We start from the raw sequence: 17,328 nt of genomic DNA, 5'->3' as shown, positions 1-17,328 counted from the left end.
TCACTCCAGTTTCAGACATTCGAGGCGCGTTCGCGGATGGCTAAAGAACCCGCCCGCTCAGCGCTTCCTCATATTTCTTGCGCGCCGCATTCACTTGCGGCCGTGCCGAGACTTCCGGCACTGCGACATCCCACCAGCTTCCACCGGCCTCGGTCGAAACCAGCGGGTCGGTGTCGATGACCAGCACCGTCGTTCGCGTGTTCTTCTTCGCTTGCGCCAGCGCCGTTTCCAGCCCGGCGACCGACGGCACTTTTTCGGCAATCGCACCCATGCTCGCAGCATGCGCGGCGAAGTCGATCTCGGGCAAGGTTTCGTGACGGGCGTCCTTCAGCAGATTGTTGAAGTTGGCGCCGCCGGTCGCCATCTGCAACCGGTTGATGCAGCCATAGCCGCGGTTGTCGAGCAGCACGATGGTCAGCTTGAGGCCGAGCATCACCGAGGTCGCGATCTCGGAATTGAGCATCAGGTAAGAGCCGTCGCCGATCATCACCACGACCTCTTCGTCCGGCTTGGCCATCTTGACGCCAAGCCCGCCGGCGATTTCATAGCCCATGGTCGAGAAGCCGTATTCTGCGTGGTAGGAGCCGGGGGCACCCGCCTGCCATAGCTTGTGCAATTCGCCGGGCAAGCCGCCGGCGGCATGAAGCAGTACCACGCCGGAGCCCATGGCGCGCTGTACTGCGCCGATCACTTGCGCGTCGGACGGATAGGCGGCATTGGTCGACGCCGTCACCTTGTCGGCATCCGCTTGCCAGTTCTTCTTGCCCGCGATCGCATTGTCGGTCCAGCCTGAAGGGGCTTTCCAGCCTTTCAGCGCCGCAGCGAGTTCGGCGAGCCCTTCCGCCGCATCGGCGACCAGCGGCAGCGCCTGGTGCTTTCCGGCGTCAAAAGGCTGCACGTTGAGCCCGATGATGGTCCTGCCGGCATGCTTGAACAATGCCCAGGAGCCGGTGGTGAAATCCTGCAGTCTGGTGCCGACGGCAAGCACGACATCGGCCTCTTCGGCCAGCCTGTTGGCCGCCGAAGTGCCGGTAACGCCGACCGCGCCCATGTTCAACGGATGATCGTCCGGGAGCGAGGATTTGCCGCCTTGCGTCTCACAAACTGGAATGCCGGCGCCGTGCACCAGTTTTGCCAGCTCCTCGGACGCCTGCGAATAGAGTACGCCGCCGCCCGCGATCACCAGCGGCTCTTTCGCCGCTTTGAGTACCGCGACTGCGGCCGCCAGTTCGTTGCGGTCCGGGCGCTGCCGTCGCGGCGTCCAGAGTCGCTCGGCAAAGAAACTCTCGGGGTAGTCATAGGCCTCGGCCTGCACGTCCTGGCACAGCGCCAGCGTCACCGGGCCGCATTCGGCGGGATCGGTCAGCACCTGCATGGCGCGGTTGAGCGCCGGCATGATCTGCTCCGGCCGCGTGATGCGGTCGAAATAGCGCGACACCGGGCGGAGGCAGTCATTGACCGTCGCCGTGCCGTCGGAAAAATCCTCGGCCTGCTGCAGGACGGGATCGGGAATGCGATTGGCGAAGACGTCGCCGGGCAGAAACAGGACAGGCAACCTGTTTACATGCGCAAGTGCCGCAGCGGTCACCATGTTGAGCGCGCCGGGGCCGATCGAACTGGTCGCGGCCATGAAGCGGCGGCGGAAATTGGCCTTGGCGTAGGCGATCGCCGCATGCGCCATTGCCTGCTCGTTATGGGCACGGAAGGTCGGCAGTTCGTCGCGAACCTGGTAGAGCGCCTCGCCGACCCCGGCGACATTGCCGTGGCCGAAGATCGCCCAGACGCCGCCGAAGATCGGCACCTTCTTCTCGTCCATCTCGGTCATCTGTCGGGCAAGAAAGCGGGTCAGCGCCTGCGCCATCGTCAGGCGGATTGTCTTGGTCATGTCGGTTCCTCCGCAGTCCTTATGCCGCGCCTTCTTATGCTGCTTTGCGGCCGCGCGCCGCAAGCCATGCCTCGGTCAGTTTTTCGAAACGCGATGCCATGTCGGCCACCGCCTCCTCGTCCGACATCTTGCCGGCAAGCCATTGTTCGGCCGCGTTAATGAAGATGGTGCGGCCGACAGCGAAGCCTTTGACGATAGGCGCCTTGGCGGTGGCGGCGAAGGCCGCTTCCAGCTCGTCCTGCGGCGCTTCCAGGCCAAGCAGCACAATCCCGCGGCACCACGGATCGTGCTTCAGGATCACCGCTTCGATCTTTGCCCATGCGCCGGCCGAAGCCTGCGGCTCGAGCTTCCACCAGTCGGGCTTGATGCCGAGCGCATAGAGTTCCTCCAGCGCCCGCGGGATCGTCATGTCGTCGAGCTTGCCGTGCTTGCCGGCGATGATCTCGATGAGAAGTTCTCTACCCACTTTCCGCGCGGCCTCGAACAAAGCGCGCAGTTTCTGCTGCTGTTCGCTCTTCAGCGCCGCGGGATCGTCGGGATGATAGAAGCACAGGCACTTGATGCAGTGGTCGACCGGCCATTCGGTCAGTTGCGAACCTATGTCTTGCGAGAACTCGAAGCGAAGCGGCCGCGAACCCGGCAACTCGACCGGCCGGCCGAGCCAGGCGAAGGAATGGTGGGCGAATTCGAACATCGCCTCGCGTCCGTATTTTTCGTCGAGCAGCATCCCGTAGCCGGCGCGGCCAGCCGCAACCTTGGCCGCAGCCTTGACCGTCAGCACCTTGAAAGCCGGGATTCGCGACGGATCGGCGCCGGCTTTTGCCGCGACATCCTCCAGCTGGACGCGGTGGTCGCAGGCGAACGCCATCAGCGAGGGGATGTCGCGCCGGCGCGTGGTCGCCCAATGGATGTGATTGATCGCCTCGTCCTTGCGCAGCGCCAGATGCTTGCTGCCGTTTTTCAGGAAGAACTGCAATTCCTCGAAAGTCGGGTATTCCGGTGCGCAGAGGAGCCGCGACACGGCAAAGGCGCCGCAGGCATTGGCCCAGGTCGCCGCCGTCGCCAGGCCTTCCTCGCCGAGCCAGCCGCGCAGGAAGCCCGACATGAAGGCGTCGCCGGCGCCGAGCACATTGTAGACCTCGATTGGAAATCCCTTGCCGACGATACCGTCCTCGAGGTCGTCGCTGATCGGCCCGTCATAGACGATGCAGCCCATGGCGCCGCGTTTCAGCACGATGGTTGCCGCCGACAGCGAGCGGATGGTTTTCAGCGCGCTCAGGCAATCGTCTGCGCCCGACGCGATCATGATTTCCTCTTCGGTGCCGACGATGAGATCGCAATCGGGCAGCACCGTCTTCAACTGCGCCGAGACGCGGTCGGATTTCACATAGCGCTCGAAGCCTTCGGCGTGGCCGGCGAGACCCCAGAGGTTGGGGCGGTAGTCGATGTCGAACACCACCTTGCCACCCTTGGCTTTCATGACACGGATCGCCTTGCGTTGGGCGGCGTCGCTGTTGGGCCGCGAAAAATGCGTGCCGGTGACGACGATCGCGCGTGCCGAAGCGATGAACGCCTCGTCGATATCGTCTTCCGAAAGCGCCATGTCGGCGCAATCGCTGCGATAGAAGATCATCGGCGAGACCCCGTCATCCTCGACCGACAGCAGCACCAGGGCGGTCAGCCGCTCCGGATCGGTCTTGAGGCCTTGGACCGAAACGCCCTCGCGGGTCAGCTGCTCGCGGATGAAGCGGCCCATCTGCTCATTGCCGACGCGGGTGAGCAGCGCCGAGCGCAGGCCGAGCCTGGCAGTACCGACCGCGATATTGGCCGGACAGCCGCCGACCGACTTGGCAAAGGAAGTAATGTCCTCGAGGCGCGAGCCGATCTGCTGGCCGTAGAGATCGACGGAAGCGCGGCCGATGGTGATGATGTCGAGCGGCGCATGTCTCGCTTCCACGGCTTCGCCCATTCGAACCTCCCATCGGCTTTGTTGTCTTGGGTAACACGCGCGAGCGGCAGCGTGGCGCCGGCAATATGAAATAATAATTCCAATCCATAGTCAATATGGAACGAGCATTCCCAAGGCTGAAAAGTGCTGTGCAAGGCTCGCGCGTTCAGAAACTTTGAAGTCAGACGAACGTCAAGTGTCTACCACTGAAACCAGCTGATTTACCAAGGAAGCGGGCCATCATCGTTGAAGTACCCGGCGGTCGGGCCATCGGCGTCCAGGGTCGCCAGGTGAATGACGATCTCGGCCGCCTGCTGCACCGTGCGGTGACCTTTATACCCGTTGAGATCGGTGGCAGTGTAGCCGGGCGCCGCGGCGTTGACCTTGATGCCTTGCGGCGCGAGCTCCCTGGCGAATGCCACCGTGATGGCGTTCAAGGCTGTCTTGGAGCTGCCGTAGCCCATCATGTTAACGGCGTGGTTCGCAGTGGCGGGATCGAGCGCCCGGCCGATGGACCCGGTGGAGCTGCTCACCATCACGATCCGGGCAGCAGGTGCTGCTAGCAGCAGCGACAGGAATGCCTGGGTCACGCGGATCGGGCCGAAGACATTGACGTCGTAGGTGGCCTGGATGTCGGCGATCCGCTGCTGGCTCGGCGGCAGGTCGTAATTGATGGCGACGCCGGCGTTGTTCACCAGCACGTCGAGGCAGGGGCTGGCCTGCCTGAATGCCTCGGCTGCCGCCTTCACACTGTCATCCCGCGTGACGTCCAGCTCAAGCCACTCCACGTCGAGGCCTTCGGCGCGCAATGCCTGCGCCGCCGCCATGCCGCGTTCGGCGCTCCTGGCGCCGAGCCAGACCTTGAAGCCCTTGGTCGCCAGTTGCCGGGCGATTTCACGGCCTATACCCTTGTTGGCGCCGGTCACCAGCGCGCTTTTCGATGTCGTCATATCGGTGTCTCCATGTTTGCTGTGGAAGACCCACAAATGGCGCGAGACAGCGTGCGCCGCGCGCCGGAAATTCTCCGGTTCTTGCCTAATCCTCTCACGCTGTTGCGCAGCTGGTGCGAATGCGCGATGCTGGCGCAATGAGCGAAGCGCTGCAGGAGTTGATCGAGATCGCCGGCCGCCATGCGCGCGGGCGAAGAACAAGAACGGCGATTCCCCGCGTTTCGATCGGCCGCAGCGAAGTCGCCACGGCGCCAATACCAGGGGTGTGGGGGTCGGGGATCTTATTCGTACTGCAGGGCGCGAAGACGGTTCTGATCGGCGACCGGGCTCTTCGTTACAATCCGGCCAGCTATTTCATCTATACTGTCGAGACGCCCACCATCAGCCAGATAATCGAAGCGAGCGCGGCGCGTCCTTACCTGGCCATTGGCTTGACCCTTGACCTGCAGGCCGTCGCCGCGCTCCTCGTCGAGCACGCGCCGGCCCTCAGTGGCGACAGTTTCTCCACCTCTCCCGCTGATGACGACCTGCTCGACGCGTTGCGTCGAATGATGCGGCTGCTTGACCGGCCAGCGGAGATTCCCGTGCTCGCGACCATGATCGAGCGAGAGATGTTGTTTCGGCTCCTGCAAGGCTCCCAAGGCGGAAAGCTTCGTGAACTTGCGCGCGCCGATGGCCATCTGTCCCGGATTGGCCGGGCGATCGCCTGGATCCGTTCGCATCCCCATCAGCCGGTCCGGGTCGGCGATCTGGCCGAGATTGCCCGTATGAGCAGTGCTGCGTTTTATCGTCACTTCAAGGCGGCAACGGCCATGAGCCCAATCCAGTATCAAAAGCAAATCCGCTTGCTGGAAGCCCGCCATCTGCTGATTGCCCAGCCGGGCAACGTCGCACGTGTCGCCTTCGCCGTCGGCTATGTGAGTGCTTCCCAGTTCAGCCGGGAGTATGCCCGCCAGTTCGGGTCGCCGCCTGCACGCGACGCAGCGCGGCTTTCGGCAGAAGGCGAAACGGCAATAGAGGTGATCTAAGGCTTGCGCTTGCGGCCGCTATCGCGCCGCTTCTCGCCGACCGCGACGGTCAGCGCCATAGCCAAAGCCATCGTCGCCGACAGCGAGCGGAAGCCGGCGAAATCGGCCTCGGCGACCTCGAACCAGACCCTGGCGAATTGAGCGAGTGGCGAAAAGGAGCTGTCGGTAATCGCCACGATCGGCACGCCTTGCTCCGAAATGACGCGCGCCTCCTCGATGGTGGCCGGGGCATAGGGCGAAAAGCTGATGGCGATCACGGCGTCCCTTGGAGAGGCAAAGCCGATCATCTCTGCATTGAGGCCGGCGGCCGATTCGATCAGCTGGTTGCGGATCTTGAGCTTGCCCAATGCATAGGCGATATAGGAGGCGACCGGGTAGGAGCGCCGCTTGGCCAGCACGTAAATGGTTTCGGCCTTGGCCAGCACGGTGATCGCATCTTCGAAATGGTCTTCATTCAGCGTGCGCGAAATGTCGTTGAGCGAGGTACTGGCTGCGGCAACAAAACCGTCGAAAATCGCGCGGTGGCCGGCGCCTTCCTCGGCCTTGGCGCGCAATGCCGCCAGCCTTTCATCATAGGATGAGTTGCGCTCGCGCAGGCGCTCGCGAAACACCAACTGCAGGCTGGTGAAACCATCAAAACCAAGCTGCTGGGCAAAGCGGATCAGGGTCGAAGGCTGGACACCGGCGGAAGCGGCGATGCTGGCAGCGGTGCCGAAGGCGATATCGTCTGGGTTGTCGAGCGCATAGGCGGCGATCTGGGCGATACGTTTCGGCAGGCTCTGACGCCGCTCCAGTATCGTCGCCCGCAGCGTCTCGAAATCGCGCGGCACCCGTTCGTCCATCGTCGCTCCGCCCAGGCTCATCGTCTGGTTCCCTCTGTGGCCCATCATAGCGGGCCTGTGCAAGAACACCATAAAAAATGAGACAAGCGTTCCATCTGCAGACAAAATGGACTAATTCATCCACACAAATTTTGCGCACAGGGAGGCAAGCGGATGGTCGGGGTAGGTCTTATCGGCACGGGTTTCATGGGCAAGTGCCACGCCATTGCCTGGAACGCGGTCGGCACCGTCTTTCCCGATGTGGCCAAGCCAAGGCTGGTCCATCTGGGCGAGGTCAACGAGGATCTTGCCAAACGCCGTGCCAGCGAATTCGGCTTCGCCAAGGCGTCCGGTGACTGGCGCGCCGTCGTCGACGACCCGGATGTCGATGTCATCTCGCTGACCACGCCGAACCAGTTCCACCCGGAAATGGCCATCGCCATCCTCGAAGCCGGCAAGCATCTGTGGTGTGAAAAACCGATGGCGCCAAGTTTTGCGGAGGCGCAAGCAATGGCTGCGGCGGCCCAAAAGTCCGGCAAGGTGGCCGCGCTCGGCTATAACTATATTCAGAATCCAGCGATCCGCCATATCGGCGCGCTGCTCGACGAGAAGATCATCGGCGAGGTCAACCATCTGCGTATCGAGATGGACGAGGACTTCATGGCCGATCCGGAGGCGCTGTTCTTCTGGAAGCACGAGGCGGCGTCCGGTTACGGCGCGCTCGACGATTTCGCCGTGCATCCGCTGTCGCTCATCGCCGTACTGTTCGGCCGCGTTGCCCGCGTCATGTGCGACATGGCCAGACCCTATGCCGACCGCCGCGTCGCCTCGGGCGGGCGCCGCGCGGTCGAGACCTACGACATTGCGAGCATCCTGATGCATCTCGAAAACGGCATCGCCGGCACGCTGCTGGTCAACCGTTCGGCCTGGGGCCGCAAAGGCCGGATCGCCATCCAGATTTTTGGCTCGAAGGGCTCGATCCTGTACGACCAGGAGCGGATGAATGAGTTCCAACTCTATCTGACGGCCGACCGGCCGACCGAGCAAGGCTATCGCACCATCCTGGTGGCGCCGCATCATAAGCCTTATGACGCCTTCCTGCCGGCGCCCGGCCACGGCCTTGGCTTTAATGACCTCAAGATTATCGAATGCCGGGAACTGTTGACGCGACTTGCCGGCAAGCCGGCGCGGATCATCGATTTCGACGAAGGCCTGGAGATCGAGCGCACGGTGCACGCGATGGCGCGCTCGTTCGCGGAACAGCGCTGGATGGAGGTGCGGTAGTAAGCCCGCGCTGGTCTCCCCTTCCCCCCTTGTGGGAGAAGGGGAGACCGAGCGAAGCTCGGTCGGATGAGGGGTGTTGGACGGATCGCTACAGCGAAGAAATAAACGCTTAAAATCCCTCAATATTTTGCGCCGAGTTTCTTCCAGCACCCCTCATCCGGCTCGGCGCTGCGCGCCGATCCACCTTCTCCCACAAGGGGAGAAGGGTCAGGGCCGGCATTGGCTGCCTCAGGCGGCTCCCGGACGGCCAGCGATCATGGCGCGTCGCGCCGACCGGCGCTGCTCGACGGCGTCGGCAAGGCCGTGCAGCACCGTTTCGGTGGTTTCCCAGTCGATACAGCCGTCGGTGATGCTCTGGCCATAGACGAGCGGCTTGCCGGGCACGACATCCTGCCGGCCGGCGACAAGGTTGCTCTCGATCATGACGCCGATGATGCGCTCGTCGCCTGCCGCGATCTGGCCCGCCACGTCAGCCGCCACCAGCGGCTGGTTTTCCGGCTTCTTGTTGCTGTTGGCATGACTGACATCGATCATCAGCCGAGGTGCCACGCCGATCCGGCCGAGCTCAGCGGAGGCAGCAGCTATGCTTGCCGCGTCGTAGTTGGGCACAATGCCGCCGCGCAGGATGACGTGGCAGTCCTCGTTGCCGGTGGTCGTCGCGATGGCGCTGCGCCCACCTTTCGTCACCGCCATGAAATGGTGCGGCTGGGCGGCGGATTTCACCGCCTCGGCGGCAATCCGCAAATTGCCGTCGGTGCCGTTCTTGAAGCCGACCGGGCAGGACAGGCCCGATGCGAGTTCGCGGTGGATCTGGCTCTCGGTCGTGCGCGCGCCGATCGCGCCCCAGGCGACGAGGTCGGCAATATATTGCGGGGTGGCCATGTCGAGGAATTCCGTCGCCGCCGGCAGGCCGAGATTGTTGACGGCGGAGAGCACGTTGCGTGCCATCCTCAGGCCCTTGTCAATGTTGAAGCTGCCGTCGAGGTCGGGATCGTTGATCAGGCCCTTCCAGCCGACCGTCGTGCGCGGCTTCTCGAAATAAACCCGCATCACGATCTCCAGCCGGTCCGACAGGCTTTCACGCAGCGATGCCAAACGGCTGGCATAGTCTACGGCAGCGGCCGGGTCGTGGATCGAACAGGGGCCGACGACAACCACCAGCCGGTCGTCGGCGCGGGTCAGCACGGCGTGGATGGCATTGCGTGATGCGGCAACGGTGCGCGTCGCCGTCAGCGTGCGCGGTATTTCCCGCATCACCTCGTCGGGTGTGCTCAGTTCTCTGATTTCCTTGACCCGAAGATCGTCTGTGGTCGTCAACACGGCTTACGCTCCTGATTGGGGAGACCTGCCGGCTGAAACAAAAAAGCCGCCAGGTCTGGCGGCTGTTCGGATATTGTTGCTGCAATCTTCAGATCGAGCGCAATCCTCCCGCCGCCAGCGAGCTCATAAAGTACCAATATGTGGCGGTCAGGTTGATCATGAGGGCTGATATAGTCGATGCGGATGCGCTTGTCACGTGCCTGGTGAGGAGGAGGTTTACTCCAGCCCATTCGCGATTGGCTGAAGCCCCCCGAACTTCGTCATCCTCGGGTCTGCGCCGCGTCGCTGCGCTCCTTGCTCCGCCCGTAGATGACGAAGCGTTCCGCTAGACTTGCCGGCGTTATTCCGGCGACGACCCGGCGACGCTCTGGTCGTAATCGACCAGCGACCCGGTCATGACGCCGGACTGCGGGCTGATCATATAGCTGATCAACCGGGCAAGCTGTGCTGGCTTCACCAATTGACCCATCGGCTGCGCGGCCTCGGCCCTTTCCAGCCAGTCGTCCGGGGCGTCGTGCCATTTCTTCTGCACGATCGCCTCGCCCTCGGTGTCCATCCAGCCGGGCAGCACCGCATTGCAGCGGATGCGATTGCCGCGATAGGCATTGGCGACATTCTTGGTGAGTGTCGCCAGCGCTCCCTTGCTTGACGAATAAGGCGCCAGGAACGACTGGCCGCAATGCGCCGACATCGACAGCACGTTGACGATCGAGCCCGGTGCCTGGCGCGCCAGCAAATGCGCCACCACGCCCTGCATCAGGAAAAACGGGCCCCGCACATTGGTCTGGAATATCTGGTCGAACAGATCCTCGGAGGTCTCGACCAGCGAGCCGCGAGCCGAGGTGGCAGCGGCGTTGACCAGCGCGTTGACGGAACCAAAATGGCCAATCGCCGTTTCGACCGCACGCTTGCAGTCGGCCACTTTTGAGACGTCGGCGCTGATGAAGATGGCATCGACGCCTGCCCCCTTGAGGATGGCGACAGCCTTGTCGCCCTTCTCCTGCGAGCGGCCGATCAGCGCCAGCGCCCGGCAGCCCTCATCGGCCAGCGCTTCGGCGACAGCAAAGCCGATGCCTTGTGCGCCGCCGGTGACGATGGCGCGTGTTTCGGAATTGCGACCGGCTGAACCGTTCATCGCCTTGCTCCTGTGCTTGATAGTCAGATTGTTTTGTCGAGGCGGACGGTCTTGCCTTCCTTGGCCGATTTCAGCGCCGCATCCGCCAGCCTGAGCGCCACCAGCCCGTCCTTGCCGCTCGGCGTCGCCTTCTTGCCTGACGTCGCTGCCGCGATGAAGGCAGCGATCTCGTTGGCATAAGCGTCGAGATAACGGGTCATGAAGAAATCGTGCAGCGGCGGCCGCGTATAGCCCTTCTCATTGGCCAGTTCGATCGACACCGGCCGCTGGTTCTCGGCCGCAATCATGCCTTTCGAGCCATGCACCTCGATGCGCTGGTCGTAACCGTAGGTGGCGCGGCGTGAGTTGGAAATGACGCATTGCTTGCCGGAAGCAGTTTCGAGGATGACGCTGACGCTGTCGAAGTCGCCGGCCTCGCCGATCTTCTTGTCGACCAGCACCGAAGCATGCGCGCTGACCGCCACCGGCTCCTCGCCGAGCAGGAAGCGCGCCATGTCGAAATCATGAATGGTCATGTCGCGGAAGATGCCGCCCGAGCGGCCGATATAGTCGAGCGGCGGCGGGCCGGGATCGCGCGAGGTGATTGTCACCATTTCGACAGTGCCGATGGCGCCGTCGTCGATCGCCTTGCGCACGGCGGCAAAATGCGGATCGAAGCGGCGGTTGAAGCCGACCATCAGGGTGGCGCCGGCCTTGTCGACGATGGCCAGGCATTCTTCCACTCTGCCGGCGTCGAGATCGATCGGCTTTTCGCAGAAAATCGCCTTGCCCGCTTTGGCGAAGCGTTCGATCAGATCGGCATGGGTATCGGTCGGCGTGCAGATGACGACCGCATCGATATCGCCGGCCTTCTCGATGGCATCGATGCTGCGCACTTCGGCGCCGTAGGCAGAGGCCAGATCGGTCGCCGCCTTCTCGAAGGCGTCGGCAACTGCGACCAGCCTGGCCTCAGGATTGGAACCGACGGCGCGAGCATGGACCTTGCCGATACGGCCGGCACCGAGAAGAGCAAAGCGAAGAGGCATGAAGAGTTTTCCTTTGAGGATGGTTCGGAAGGGAGGGCGTGTCAGCGCCTGTGGCTCGGCGTTGGCCGTTACGCCGCAAGTTCCGCCTGCCCGGTCTTGGCGCCGGTGATGTAGGAGACGATATCGTTGCCGTCGGTGTCCTGCTTGCGCAAATTGGCGACGATGCGGCCGCGCCGGAAAACGACGATGCGGTCGACCAGGTCGAACACCTGGCGCATGTTGTGAGAGATCAGGATCAGCGGTTCGCCATTCTCCTTCAGCGTGCGGATGATGTTTTCGACCTGCATCGTCTCCTGCACGCCGAGTGCCGCCGTCGGCTCATCCATGATGATGAGCTTGGAAGCAAAGGTCGCGGTTCTGGCAATTGCTACGCACTGGCGCTGGCCGCCCGACATGTGGCGGATAGTGTTGGAAAGATTGGGGATCTTGACCGCTGTGCGGACCAAGGCTGCCTCGGTCGCCTTGCGCATGAACTTGCGATCGAGGATCGAGAAGGGCCCGAGATTGAACAGCACCCGCTCGCGGCCGAGGAACAGGTTCGACGGCACGTCGAGGTCGTCGGCGAGCGCCAGGTTCTGGAACACCGTCTCGATGCCTGCCTCGCGGGCTTCGATGGGGCCGGCAAAATTCACTTCCTTGCCGTCGAACCACATCCTGCCACTGGTGCGCTGCTCGACGCCGGTGATCTGGCGTACGAAGGTCGATTTCCCCGCGCCGTTGTCGCCCATGATAGCGACATGCTCGCCCTTGCGCAGCTCGAAGTCGGCACCCTCCAGCGCATGGACGCCGCCATAATACTTGGTCAGGTTTTCGGTCTTCAGGACGATGTCCGACATGATCAAGCCCTCATTGCCCGCAGGCGTTGGCGCCACTGGTCGAGAACGACTGCGCCGACGATGATCACGCCTTTGACCATCTCCTGATAATAGGCGTCGAGGCGCAGAAAGGTGAAGCCGGAGATGATCACGCCGAAGATCAGCGAGCCGATCACCGTTCCGATGATCGAGCCGCGGCCGCCCGACAGCGAGACACCGCCGATAACCGCCATGGCGATCGCATCGAGCTCGTACATTACACCCATGCCGGCTTGGGCGGTGAGATTCTTGGAGCTCAGCACCACGGCGGCGAGCGCGGCGAGGACGCCGGCAATGACGTAGACGAGGATCTTGTGGTTGGCGATGTTGATGCCGGACATGCGCGCGGCGTCCTCATTGGAGCCGATCGCATAGCAGTGCTTGCCATATTTGGTGTAACTCAGGATCAGCTGGAACAGCACTGCGAGCGATATGAAAATGATGACCGGCATCAGCCCCTTGCCGATGGCGGCGAAACTCTCGGTCGGAAACGAGATCGGCTGCCCCTTTGACCACCATTTGGCGATGCCGCGCGCGGTGACCATCATGCCGAGCGTGGCGATGAACGGTGGGATGCGCGTGTAGGCGATCAAAGCGCCGTTGACCAGGCCGGCCAGCAGGCCGCAGCCGATCGCGACCAGCACGGGCACGATCACCGGCAGGTCGGTCCAGCCCTGGGCGATGAACATCGCCTTGGGGTTCGGGTTGCCGTTGACCGTCGCTACCTGGGCGAAGCTCATGGCTATCATCGCCGTGGCGCCGACGATCGAACCTGAGGACAGGTCGATGCCGCCGGTAATGATCACCTGCGTCACGCCGATGGCAATAATGCCGACGATCGACACCTGCAGGATGATGATCTGCAGCCGCGCTTCGTTGAAGATCGCATCGATATTGTCGCGGGTATTGAAAAGGAAGCTGTCGCCCAGGAAGACCCGGCCGATCAGCTCGAAAGCGCCGACCAGGATGACGAGCGCCAGGAAGACGTTGAATTCGGCCGGCCATGCGCGCCGCTTCGCATCATAGCTGAGCCCGCCGACGCCGTGAGATGTCTGTGCCAATCGTGCTTCCTCCGTCAGCCACGGTCTCCACTCGGCGCTGTTCAGGCCGAGAGGGAAAAAGCGGAGCGGCGCTGTCTTACTTTGGCGCGCCGCTCCGTATCGGACAGGTCCGCCTCAGTTCTTCTTCAGGAACTTGTCGATATTTGCCGGCGTGACCAGCTGGAACGGGATGTAGACCTTGTGCTCGACCTTCTCGCCCTTCGCCAGCTTGAGCGCTGCGTCAAGCGCGCCGGCACCCTGGCCGGCCGCGTCCTGGAACACCGTCGCATCGAGGTCGCCCGCCTGCATCGCGGCAAGCGCATCCTGGGTAGCGTCGACCCCGCCGACGACAACCGACTTCATGTCGATGTTGGCGGCCTTCATCGCCTGGATGGCGCCGATGGCGCTTTCGTCATTATTGGCGATGACGCCGTCGAACGGCTTGCCGGTCGACAGCCAGTTGGTCATCAGGTTCTGCGCTTCTTCGCGCTTCCAGTTCGACGTCTGCTTGTCGATGATCTTGATGAAGCTGCACTCCGGTGTGGCGATCACGTCATCAATGTCCTTGGTGCGCTGCACCGCTGCCTGGTTCGACAGCTCGCCCATGATCACATAGACATTGGCTTCAGTCTTGCCGGCCTCCTTGAAGAGGCGGCAGACCTCCTTGGTCTCGAGCGTGCCGGAATCGGCTTCGTTCGAGGCGACGAAGGCCTGGTTTTCGGGCAGCGTGTCGACGTTGACCGGCTCGCGATTGACATAGACCAGTGGAATCTTGGCAGCGGCGGCTGCGTCCGACATTGCCTGGGTCGCCGAGGTGTCGACCGGGTTGACGATGATGGCGTCGACGCCTGAGGCGGCGAAGTTCTTGATCTGGTCGAGTTGCTTGGCGACGTCGTTCTGCGCATCCTCCACCTGCAGCTCGACGCCGTCCATGCCCTTGGCCTGTTCAATCATGCCGTTGCGCAGCACGGTGAGAAAATTGTCGTCGAACAACGCCATCGACACGCCGATCTTGGCGGCAAAGGCGGACGAACTCATTAGCGCCGCGAACGCGACGCCCAAAAGCAGTTTTTTCATTTTATTTCTCCTCCACATTGGTGTCCGGCTGCACCGATCTACCCGGAATCCCCGATCTCGCAGGGAATTCTCTCCCGATTGCCATTTTTGGTTCCAGAGGCATTTGCCTGAAACAGATCTTCCGGAACGAAAGAACCAAAATGCTCAGATGGTGAAATATTTATTCCATTTCGCGTGGGCGTCAAGCGAGATTTCGCCATGAGGAATGGATTTTCGGCATTTCGAGCGCTTTTGGACGGACGCTCAGGCAAGCGAGGCCTGAAAGCATTCTGATAGATTACATCATGTCTGCCGCCGATGACCGCGACGTCAGATGTTTTCTGGCAGATAAATGTCGAAGGGCAGAAAGGTCTGGCCCGGCGCATTCGCAGCGCCGGTCTCGATGGCATGCGCCATCAGCCCGACAAGCTCGCGGCAAAGCGCCGCCAGTGGCGTCGAGATCACCATGGTCAGGAAATTATCCGCCAGCGCCGCGCGGGAGTCGGGCGTGATCTCGTTGCAGACGACCGCCGGCATCTCAGCCGGCTTTGCCTCCCTCAGCGCCGAGATCGCGCCTTCCATGCCGCCACCGGCGACATAGCAACCGGCGAGATCAGGGTGCCGGGCCAGAAGCTCGATCATTGCATCATGCGTGATCTGGTTCGCTTCCAGATTGACCAACGTCTCGAGGAGAGTGAATTCCGGCGCCTGCTCGCGAAAGAAGGAGCGAAAACCGATCTCGCGAAGCTCATGGCCATGGAAGCGATGGCTGCCGACGAAGAGGGCAACCTTGCCAGGTCTCTTCGCGGCCTTCGAGATCATCCAGGCAGCGGTGCGGCCGACCTTGCGATTGTCCAGGCCAACATAGCCCTCGCGAATACCGGACGCAAAGTCGGAAAGCAGGGAGAACACCGGTACGCCATTGGCTTTGAGAGCCTCGACGGCGACCGTCAGCGTCGGGTGATCAGGCCCGACCAGGGCGACGGCCCTGGATTTGGCGGCCAGCTTGCGCATCCGCTCGACGATCTCGTCCGGCGCCAGCGAAGCGGCGAAGTCGATGGTGGCCACGCCGCGAAAGCGCGGCGACTGCGATACCGCCAGTTCAAGCTCGCGGGCAAATTCGCTGTAGAAGACGTCCTCCCGCCTCAACAGCAGGAACCCGAGCCGGTATTCGGGCAATTCATGGCGCATCCGCTGCTTGATCAATCCGGCTGCGTGATAGCCGATGCTGGTCGCGGCCTCATAGACGCGGCGCGCGGTTTCCTCGCGCACCGGCAAGCGGTTGTTCAGCACTCGATCGACGGTGGCAACGCTGACCCCCGAAATGCGCGCCAGGTCGGTGATCGTCGGCCGTTTCGCCATCGCTGCCTCATTCCACTGTTTGGCCCTTTTACACCATTCTGATGGAAAATGATAGAAACTATCTTTGTGATATTGAGCCTATCAGGGCTCGGCGTTATTTTGAACGCTTACCGAATATGATCGAGGCCTCCGCTATGGTGGATATTGGACTCCGAACCGGGAATACGAGCTCCGCAGCAGCGTCCCGACGCGACTACAGCCTGATCGGCCGCGACGCGAAGCTTGCCGTCGAGAGCGGGCTGGCGGCGGCCGAGTGGTATCACACCGACGTGCCGCGCAAGCAGATGAAGGAGCTGATGCAGCGCTCCGACGGCCCGGCGATCCGCGACACCATCATCTGGCTCGGCACCATGATCCTCAGCGGCGCCGGCGCCGCCTGGTTCTGGGGCAGCTGGTGGTGCGTGCCGTTCTTCTTCGTCTACGGCGTCCTCTACGGTTCCTCCACCGACTCACGCTGGCACGAATGCGGCCACGGCACCGCTTTCAGGACGCAGTGGATGAACGACGTGGTCTATCAGGTCGCCTGCTTCATGATCATGCGCAACCCGGTGACCTGGCGCTGGAGCCACACGCGACATCATACCGATACCATCCTAGTCGGCCGCGATCCGGAGATCTCGGTGATGCGTCCGCCCGATCTGCTGCGCGTGGTGCTCAACTTCGTCGGCATTCTCGACGCCTGGCATGCGATGAGCGACATGCTGCGCAATGCAGCCGGTATCGTCAGTCCGGCCGAAAGAACCTTCATTCCCGACCAGGAGCAGCCGAAGGCAATTCGCATTGCCCGCATCTGGACGACAATCTATGCCGCTACCATTGCGCTGGCGCTCTACACGGGCTCGTTCCTGCCGCTGATGCTGGTCGGGCTGCCCAGGCTTTACGGCGCGTGGCACCATGTCATGGTCGGCCTGCTGCAGCATGGCGGCCTGGCTGAAAACGTCACCGATCACCGGCTCAACAGCCGCACGGTCTACATGAACCCGATAAGCCGCTTCATCTACTGGAACATGAACTACCACGTCGAGCATCACATGTTTCCCATGGTGCCCTATCACGCGCTGCCCAGGCTGCACGAACTGATCAAGCACGATCTGCCGGCGCCGACACCATCCATCCTGGCCGGCTACCGCGAGATGATACCGGCTTTCCTGCGCCAGCTGCGCAATGAGGATTATTTCATCAAGCGCGAACTGCCGCCGACAGCGAGGCCCTATCGCGAGGATTTCCACAGCGATAACGCTGCTGTTGCGGTGGCTGCTGAATGACAAGCCCATGCCAACGCACCAAATATCGAGGGACCCGTAAATGAGCGACTGGGTCGAGGCCTGTGACGCCGAGGACATCGACGAAGAGGACGTGATGCGCTTCGACCATGGCGGCCGCACCTTTGCCATCTATCGCAGCCCCGACGACGGGTATTTCGCCACCGACGGGCTTTGCACGCATGAGAAGGTGCATCTGGCCGACGGGCTGGTGATGGACGATATCATCGAATGCCCGAAGCATAACGGCCGCTTCAACTACAAGACAGGGGCTGCCAGGGGCGCGCCGGTCTGCGTCGATCTCAGGACTTATCCGGTCAAAGTCGACGCCGGCAAAGTCCTTGTCCGGATCGGTTGA

Annotated in this window: 16 protein-coding genes; 4 read left to right on the top strand and 12 right to left on the bottom strand. The window is 62.5% G+C overall.

Annotated elements, in window-relative coordinates; genetic code table 11:
* Nucleotides 1–40: 40 nt before the first annotated feature.
* The 3 genes from iolD to NKH99_RS02385 all read right to left on the bottom strand — a co-directional run bounded on the left by iolD (nucleotide 41) and on the right by NKH99_RS02385 (nucleotide 4,783).
* Complete coding sequence (gene iolD / locus NKH99_RS02395; RefSeq protein ID WP_353012340.1) at nucleotides 41–1,885, bottom strand: 3D-(3,5/4)-trihydroxycyclohexane-1,2-dione acylhydrolase (decyclizing); 1,845 nt, start codon at nucleotides 1,883–1,885, stop codon at nucleotides 41–43.
* A gap of 34 nt (nucleotides 1,886–1,919) precedes the next feature.
* Nucleotides 1,920–3,854, bottom strand: a complete 1,935-nt coding sequence (locus tag NKH99_RS02390; protein WP_353012337.1) for a bifunctional 5-dehydro-2-deoxygluconokinase/5-dehydro-2-deoxyphosphogluconate aldolase — start codon at nucleotides 3,852–3,854, stop codon at nucleotides 1,920–1,922.
* A gap of 200 nt (nucleotides 3,855–4,054) precedes the next feature.
* Entirely contained in the window at nucleotides 4,055–4,783 is a 729-nt protein-coding gene (locus tag NKH99_RS02385; protein ID WP_352472328.1) for an SDR family oxidoreductase, read from the bottom strand.
* Between the two features lie 137 nt (nucleotides 4,784–4,920).
* Here NKH99_RS02385 and NKH99_RS02380 point away from each other — a divergent pair, with 137 nt between their 5' ends.
* Entirely contained in the window at nucleotides 4,921–5,811 is an 891-nt protein-coding gene (locus NKH99_RS02380) for an AraC family transcriptional regulator (RefSeq protein WP_352539974.1), read from the top strand.
* On the opposite strand, the gene NKH99_RS02375 is transcribed toward NKH99_RS02380, so the two are convergent.
* The gene (locus NKH99_RS02375; RefSeq protein WP_352540037.1) at nucleotides 5,808–6,653 is read right to left on the bottom strand and encodes a MurR/RpiR family transcriptional regulator; all 846 of its coding nucleotides are present in this window, start codon (nucleotides 6,651–6,653) and stop codon (nucleotides 5,808–5,810) included. The genes NKH99_RS02380 and NKH99_RS02375 overlap by 4 nt on opposite strands.
* A 153-nt stretch (nucleotides 6,654–6,806) precedes the next feature.
* Between NKH99_RS02375 and NKH99_RS02370 the strand changes: the two genes are divergently transcribed.
* Nucleotides 6,807–7,916 carry a Gfo/Idh/MocA family protein gene (locus NKH99_RS02370; RefSeq protein WP_352682256.1) on the top strand — a complete coding sequence of 370 codons (1,110 nt, stop codon included), beginning with the start codon at nucleotides 6,807–6,809 and terminating at the stop codon, nucleotides 7,914–7,916.
* Nucleotides 7,917–8,144: 228 nt separating this feature from the next.
* Here the strand turns inward: NKH99_RS02370 and NKH99_RS02365 are convergent, their stop codons facing one another.
* The 8 genes from NKH99_RS02365 to NKH99_RS02330 form a co-directional block, all read right to left on the bottom strand.
* On the bottom strand, nucleotides 8,145–9,236 hold the full coding sequence (locus NKH99_RS02365; RefSeq protein WP_353012330.1) for a 3-deoxy-7-phosphoheptulonate synthase: 1,092 nt from the start codon (nucleotides 9,234–9,236) through the stop codon (nucleotides 8,145–8,147).
* On the bottom strand, nucleotides 9,230–9,466 hold the full coding sequence (locus NKH99_RS02360) for a hypothetical protein (protein WP_352614973.1): 237 nt from the start codon (nucleotides 9,464–9,466) through the stop codon (nucleotides 9,230–9,232). Before NKH99_RS02360 ends, NKH99_RS02365 begins: the two co-directional genes overlap by 7 nt.
* A 110-nt stretch (nucleotides 9,467–9,576) precedes the next feature.
* Nucleotides 9,577–10,371 (bottom strand): SDR family oxidoreductase, encoded by a 795-nt coding sequence (locus tag NKH99_RS02355; RefSeq protein WP_352614971.1) that lies wholly within the window; start codon nucleotides 10,369–10,371, stop codon nucleotides 9,577–9,579.
* 23 nt (nucleotides 10,372–10,394) lie between these two features.
* Nucleotides 10,395–11,396 carry an inositol 2-dehydrogenase gene (gene iolG / locus NKH99_RS02350; RefSeq protein ID WP_353012327.1) on the bottom strand — a complete coding sequence of 334 codons (1,002 nt, stop codon included), beginning with the start codon at nucleotides 11,394–11,396 and terminating at the stop codon, nucleotides 10,395–10,397.
* A 68-nt stretch (nucleotides 11,397–11,464) separates the two neighbouring features.
* The gene (locus tag NKH99_RS02345) at nucleotides 11,465–12,232 is read right to left on the bottom strand and encodes an ATP-binding cassette domain-containing protein (RefSeq protein ID WP_023677519.1); all 768 of its coding nucleotides are present in this window, start codon (nucleotides 12,230–12,232) and stop codon (nucleotides 11,465–11,467) included.
* Between the two features lie 2 nt (nucleotides 12,233–12,234).
* Nucleotides 12,235–13,311: an ABC transporter permease gene (locus tag NKH99_RS02340; RefSeq protein WP_292655972.1), complete on the bottom strand. Its 1,077-nt coding sequence runs from the start codon at nucleotides 13,309–13,311 to the stop codon at nucleotides 12,235–12,237.
* Nucleotides 13,312–13,425: 114 nt separating this feature from the next.
* Nucleotides 13,426–14,367 (bottom strand): sugar ABC transporter substrate-binding protein, encoded by a 942-nt coding sequence (locus tag NKH99_RS02335; protein ID WP_352451673.1) that lies wholly within the window; start codon nucleotides 14,365–14,367, stop codon nucleotides 13,426–13,428.
* A 309-nt stretch (nucleotides 14,368–14,676) separates the two neighbouring features.
* Entirely contained in the window at nucleotides 14,677–15,708 is a 1,032-nt protein-coding gene (locus NKH99_RS02330; protein ID WP_023677522.1) for a LacI family DNA-binding transcriptional regulator, read from the bottom strand.
* 134 nt (nucleotides 15,709–15,842) lie between these two features.
* Between NKH99_RS02330 and NKH99_RS02325 the strand changes: the two genes are divergently transcribed.
* Both NKH99_RS02325 and NKH99_RS02320 read left to right on the top strand, forming a co-directional pair.
* Nucleotides 15,843–16,973 carry a fatty acid desaturase family protein gene (locus NKH99_RS02325; protein WP_353012476.1) on the top strand — a complete coding sequence of 377 codons (1,131 nt, stop codon included), beginning with the start codon at nucleotides 15,843–15,845 and terminating at the stop codon, nucleotides 16,971–16,973.
* 40 nt (nucleotides 16,974–17,013) lie between these two features.
* Nucleotides 17,014–17,328 carry a MocE family 2Fe-2S type ferredoxin gene (locus tag NKH99_RS02320; protein ID WP_352454826.1) on the top strand — a complete coding sequence of 105 codons (315 nt, stop codon included), beginning with the start codon at nucleotides 17,014–17,016 and terminating at the stop codon, nucleotides 17,326–17,328.

The organism is Mesorhizobium sp. M0854 (genome assembly GCF_040319815.1).
GTDB lineage: Bacteria > Pseudomonadota > Alphaproteobacteria > Rhizobiales > Rhizobiaceae > Mesorhizobium.
Note: the sequence above shows the minus strand (reverse complement) of the source record. Positions and strands in the feature narration are given on the sequence as shown.

What these genes read in the sequence shown, in the direction of transcription:
- iolD (WP_353012340.1), bottom strand. Translation starts at nt 1,885, where the DNA reads ATGACCAAGACAATCCGCCTGACGATGGCGCAGGCGCTGACCCGCTTT.
- NKH99_RS02390 (WP_353012337.1), bottom strand. Translation starts at nt 3,854, where the DNA reads ATGGGCGAAGCCGTGGAAGCGAGACATGCGCCGCTCGACATCATCACC.
- NKH99_RS02385 (WP_352472328.1), bottom strand. Translation starts at nt 4,783, where the DNA reads ATGACGACATCGAAAAGCGCGCTGGTGACCGGCGCCAACAAGGGTATA.
- NKH99_RS02380 (WP_352539974.1), top strand. Translation starts at nt 4,921, where the DNA reads ATGAGCGAAGCGCTGCAGGAGTTGATCGAGATCGCCGGCCGCCATGCG.
- NKH99_RS02375 (WP_352540037.1), bottom strand. Translation starts at nt 6,653, where the DNA reads ATGGACGAACGGGTGCCGCGCGATTTCGAGACGCTGCGGGCGACGATA.
- NKH99_RS02370 (WP_352682256.1), top strand. Translation starts at nt 6,807, where the DNA reads ATGGTCGGGGTAGGTCTTATCGGCACGGGTTTCATGGGCAAGTGCCAC.
- NKH99_RS02360 (WP_352614973.1), bottom strand. Translation starts at nt 9,466, where the DNA reads ATGGGCTGGAGTAAACCTCCTCCTCACCAGGCACGTGACAAGCGCATC.
- NKH99_RS02355 (WP_352614971.1), bottom strand. Translation starts at nt 10,371, where the DNA reads ATGAACGGTTCAGCCGGTCGCAATTCCGAAACACGCGCCATCGTCACC.
- iolG (WP_353012327.1), bottom strand. Translation starts at nt 11,396, where the DNA reads ATGCCTCTTCGCTTTGCTCTTCTCGGTGCCGGCCGTATCGGCAAGGTC.
- NKH99_RS02345 (WP_023677519.1), bottom strand. Translation starts at nt 12,232, where the DNA reads ATGTCGGACATCGTCCTGAAGACCGAAAACCTGACCAAGTATTATGGC.
- NKH99_RS02335 (WP_352451673.1), bottom strand. Translation starts at nt 14,367, where the DNA reads ATGAAAAAACTGCTTTTGGGCGTCGCGTTCGCGGCGCTAATGAGTTCG.
- NKH99_RS02330 (WP_023677522.1), bottom strand. Translation starts at nt 15,708, where the DNA reads ATGGCGAAACGGCCGACGATCACCGACCTGGCGCGCATTTCGGGGGTC.
- NKH99_RS02325 (WP_353012476.1), top strand. Translation starts at nt 15,843, where the DNA reads ATGGTGGATATTGGACTCCGAACCGGGAATACGAGCTCCGCAGCAGCG.
- NKH99_RS02320 (WP_352454826.1), top strand. Translation starts at nt 17,014, where the DNA reads ATGAGCGACTGGGTCGAGGCCTGTGACGCCGAGGACATCGACGAAGAG.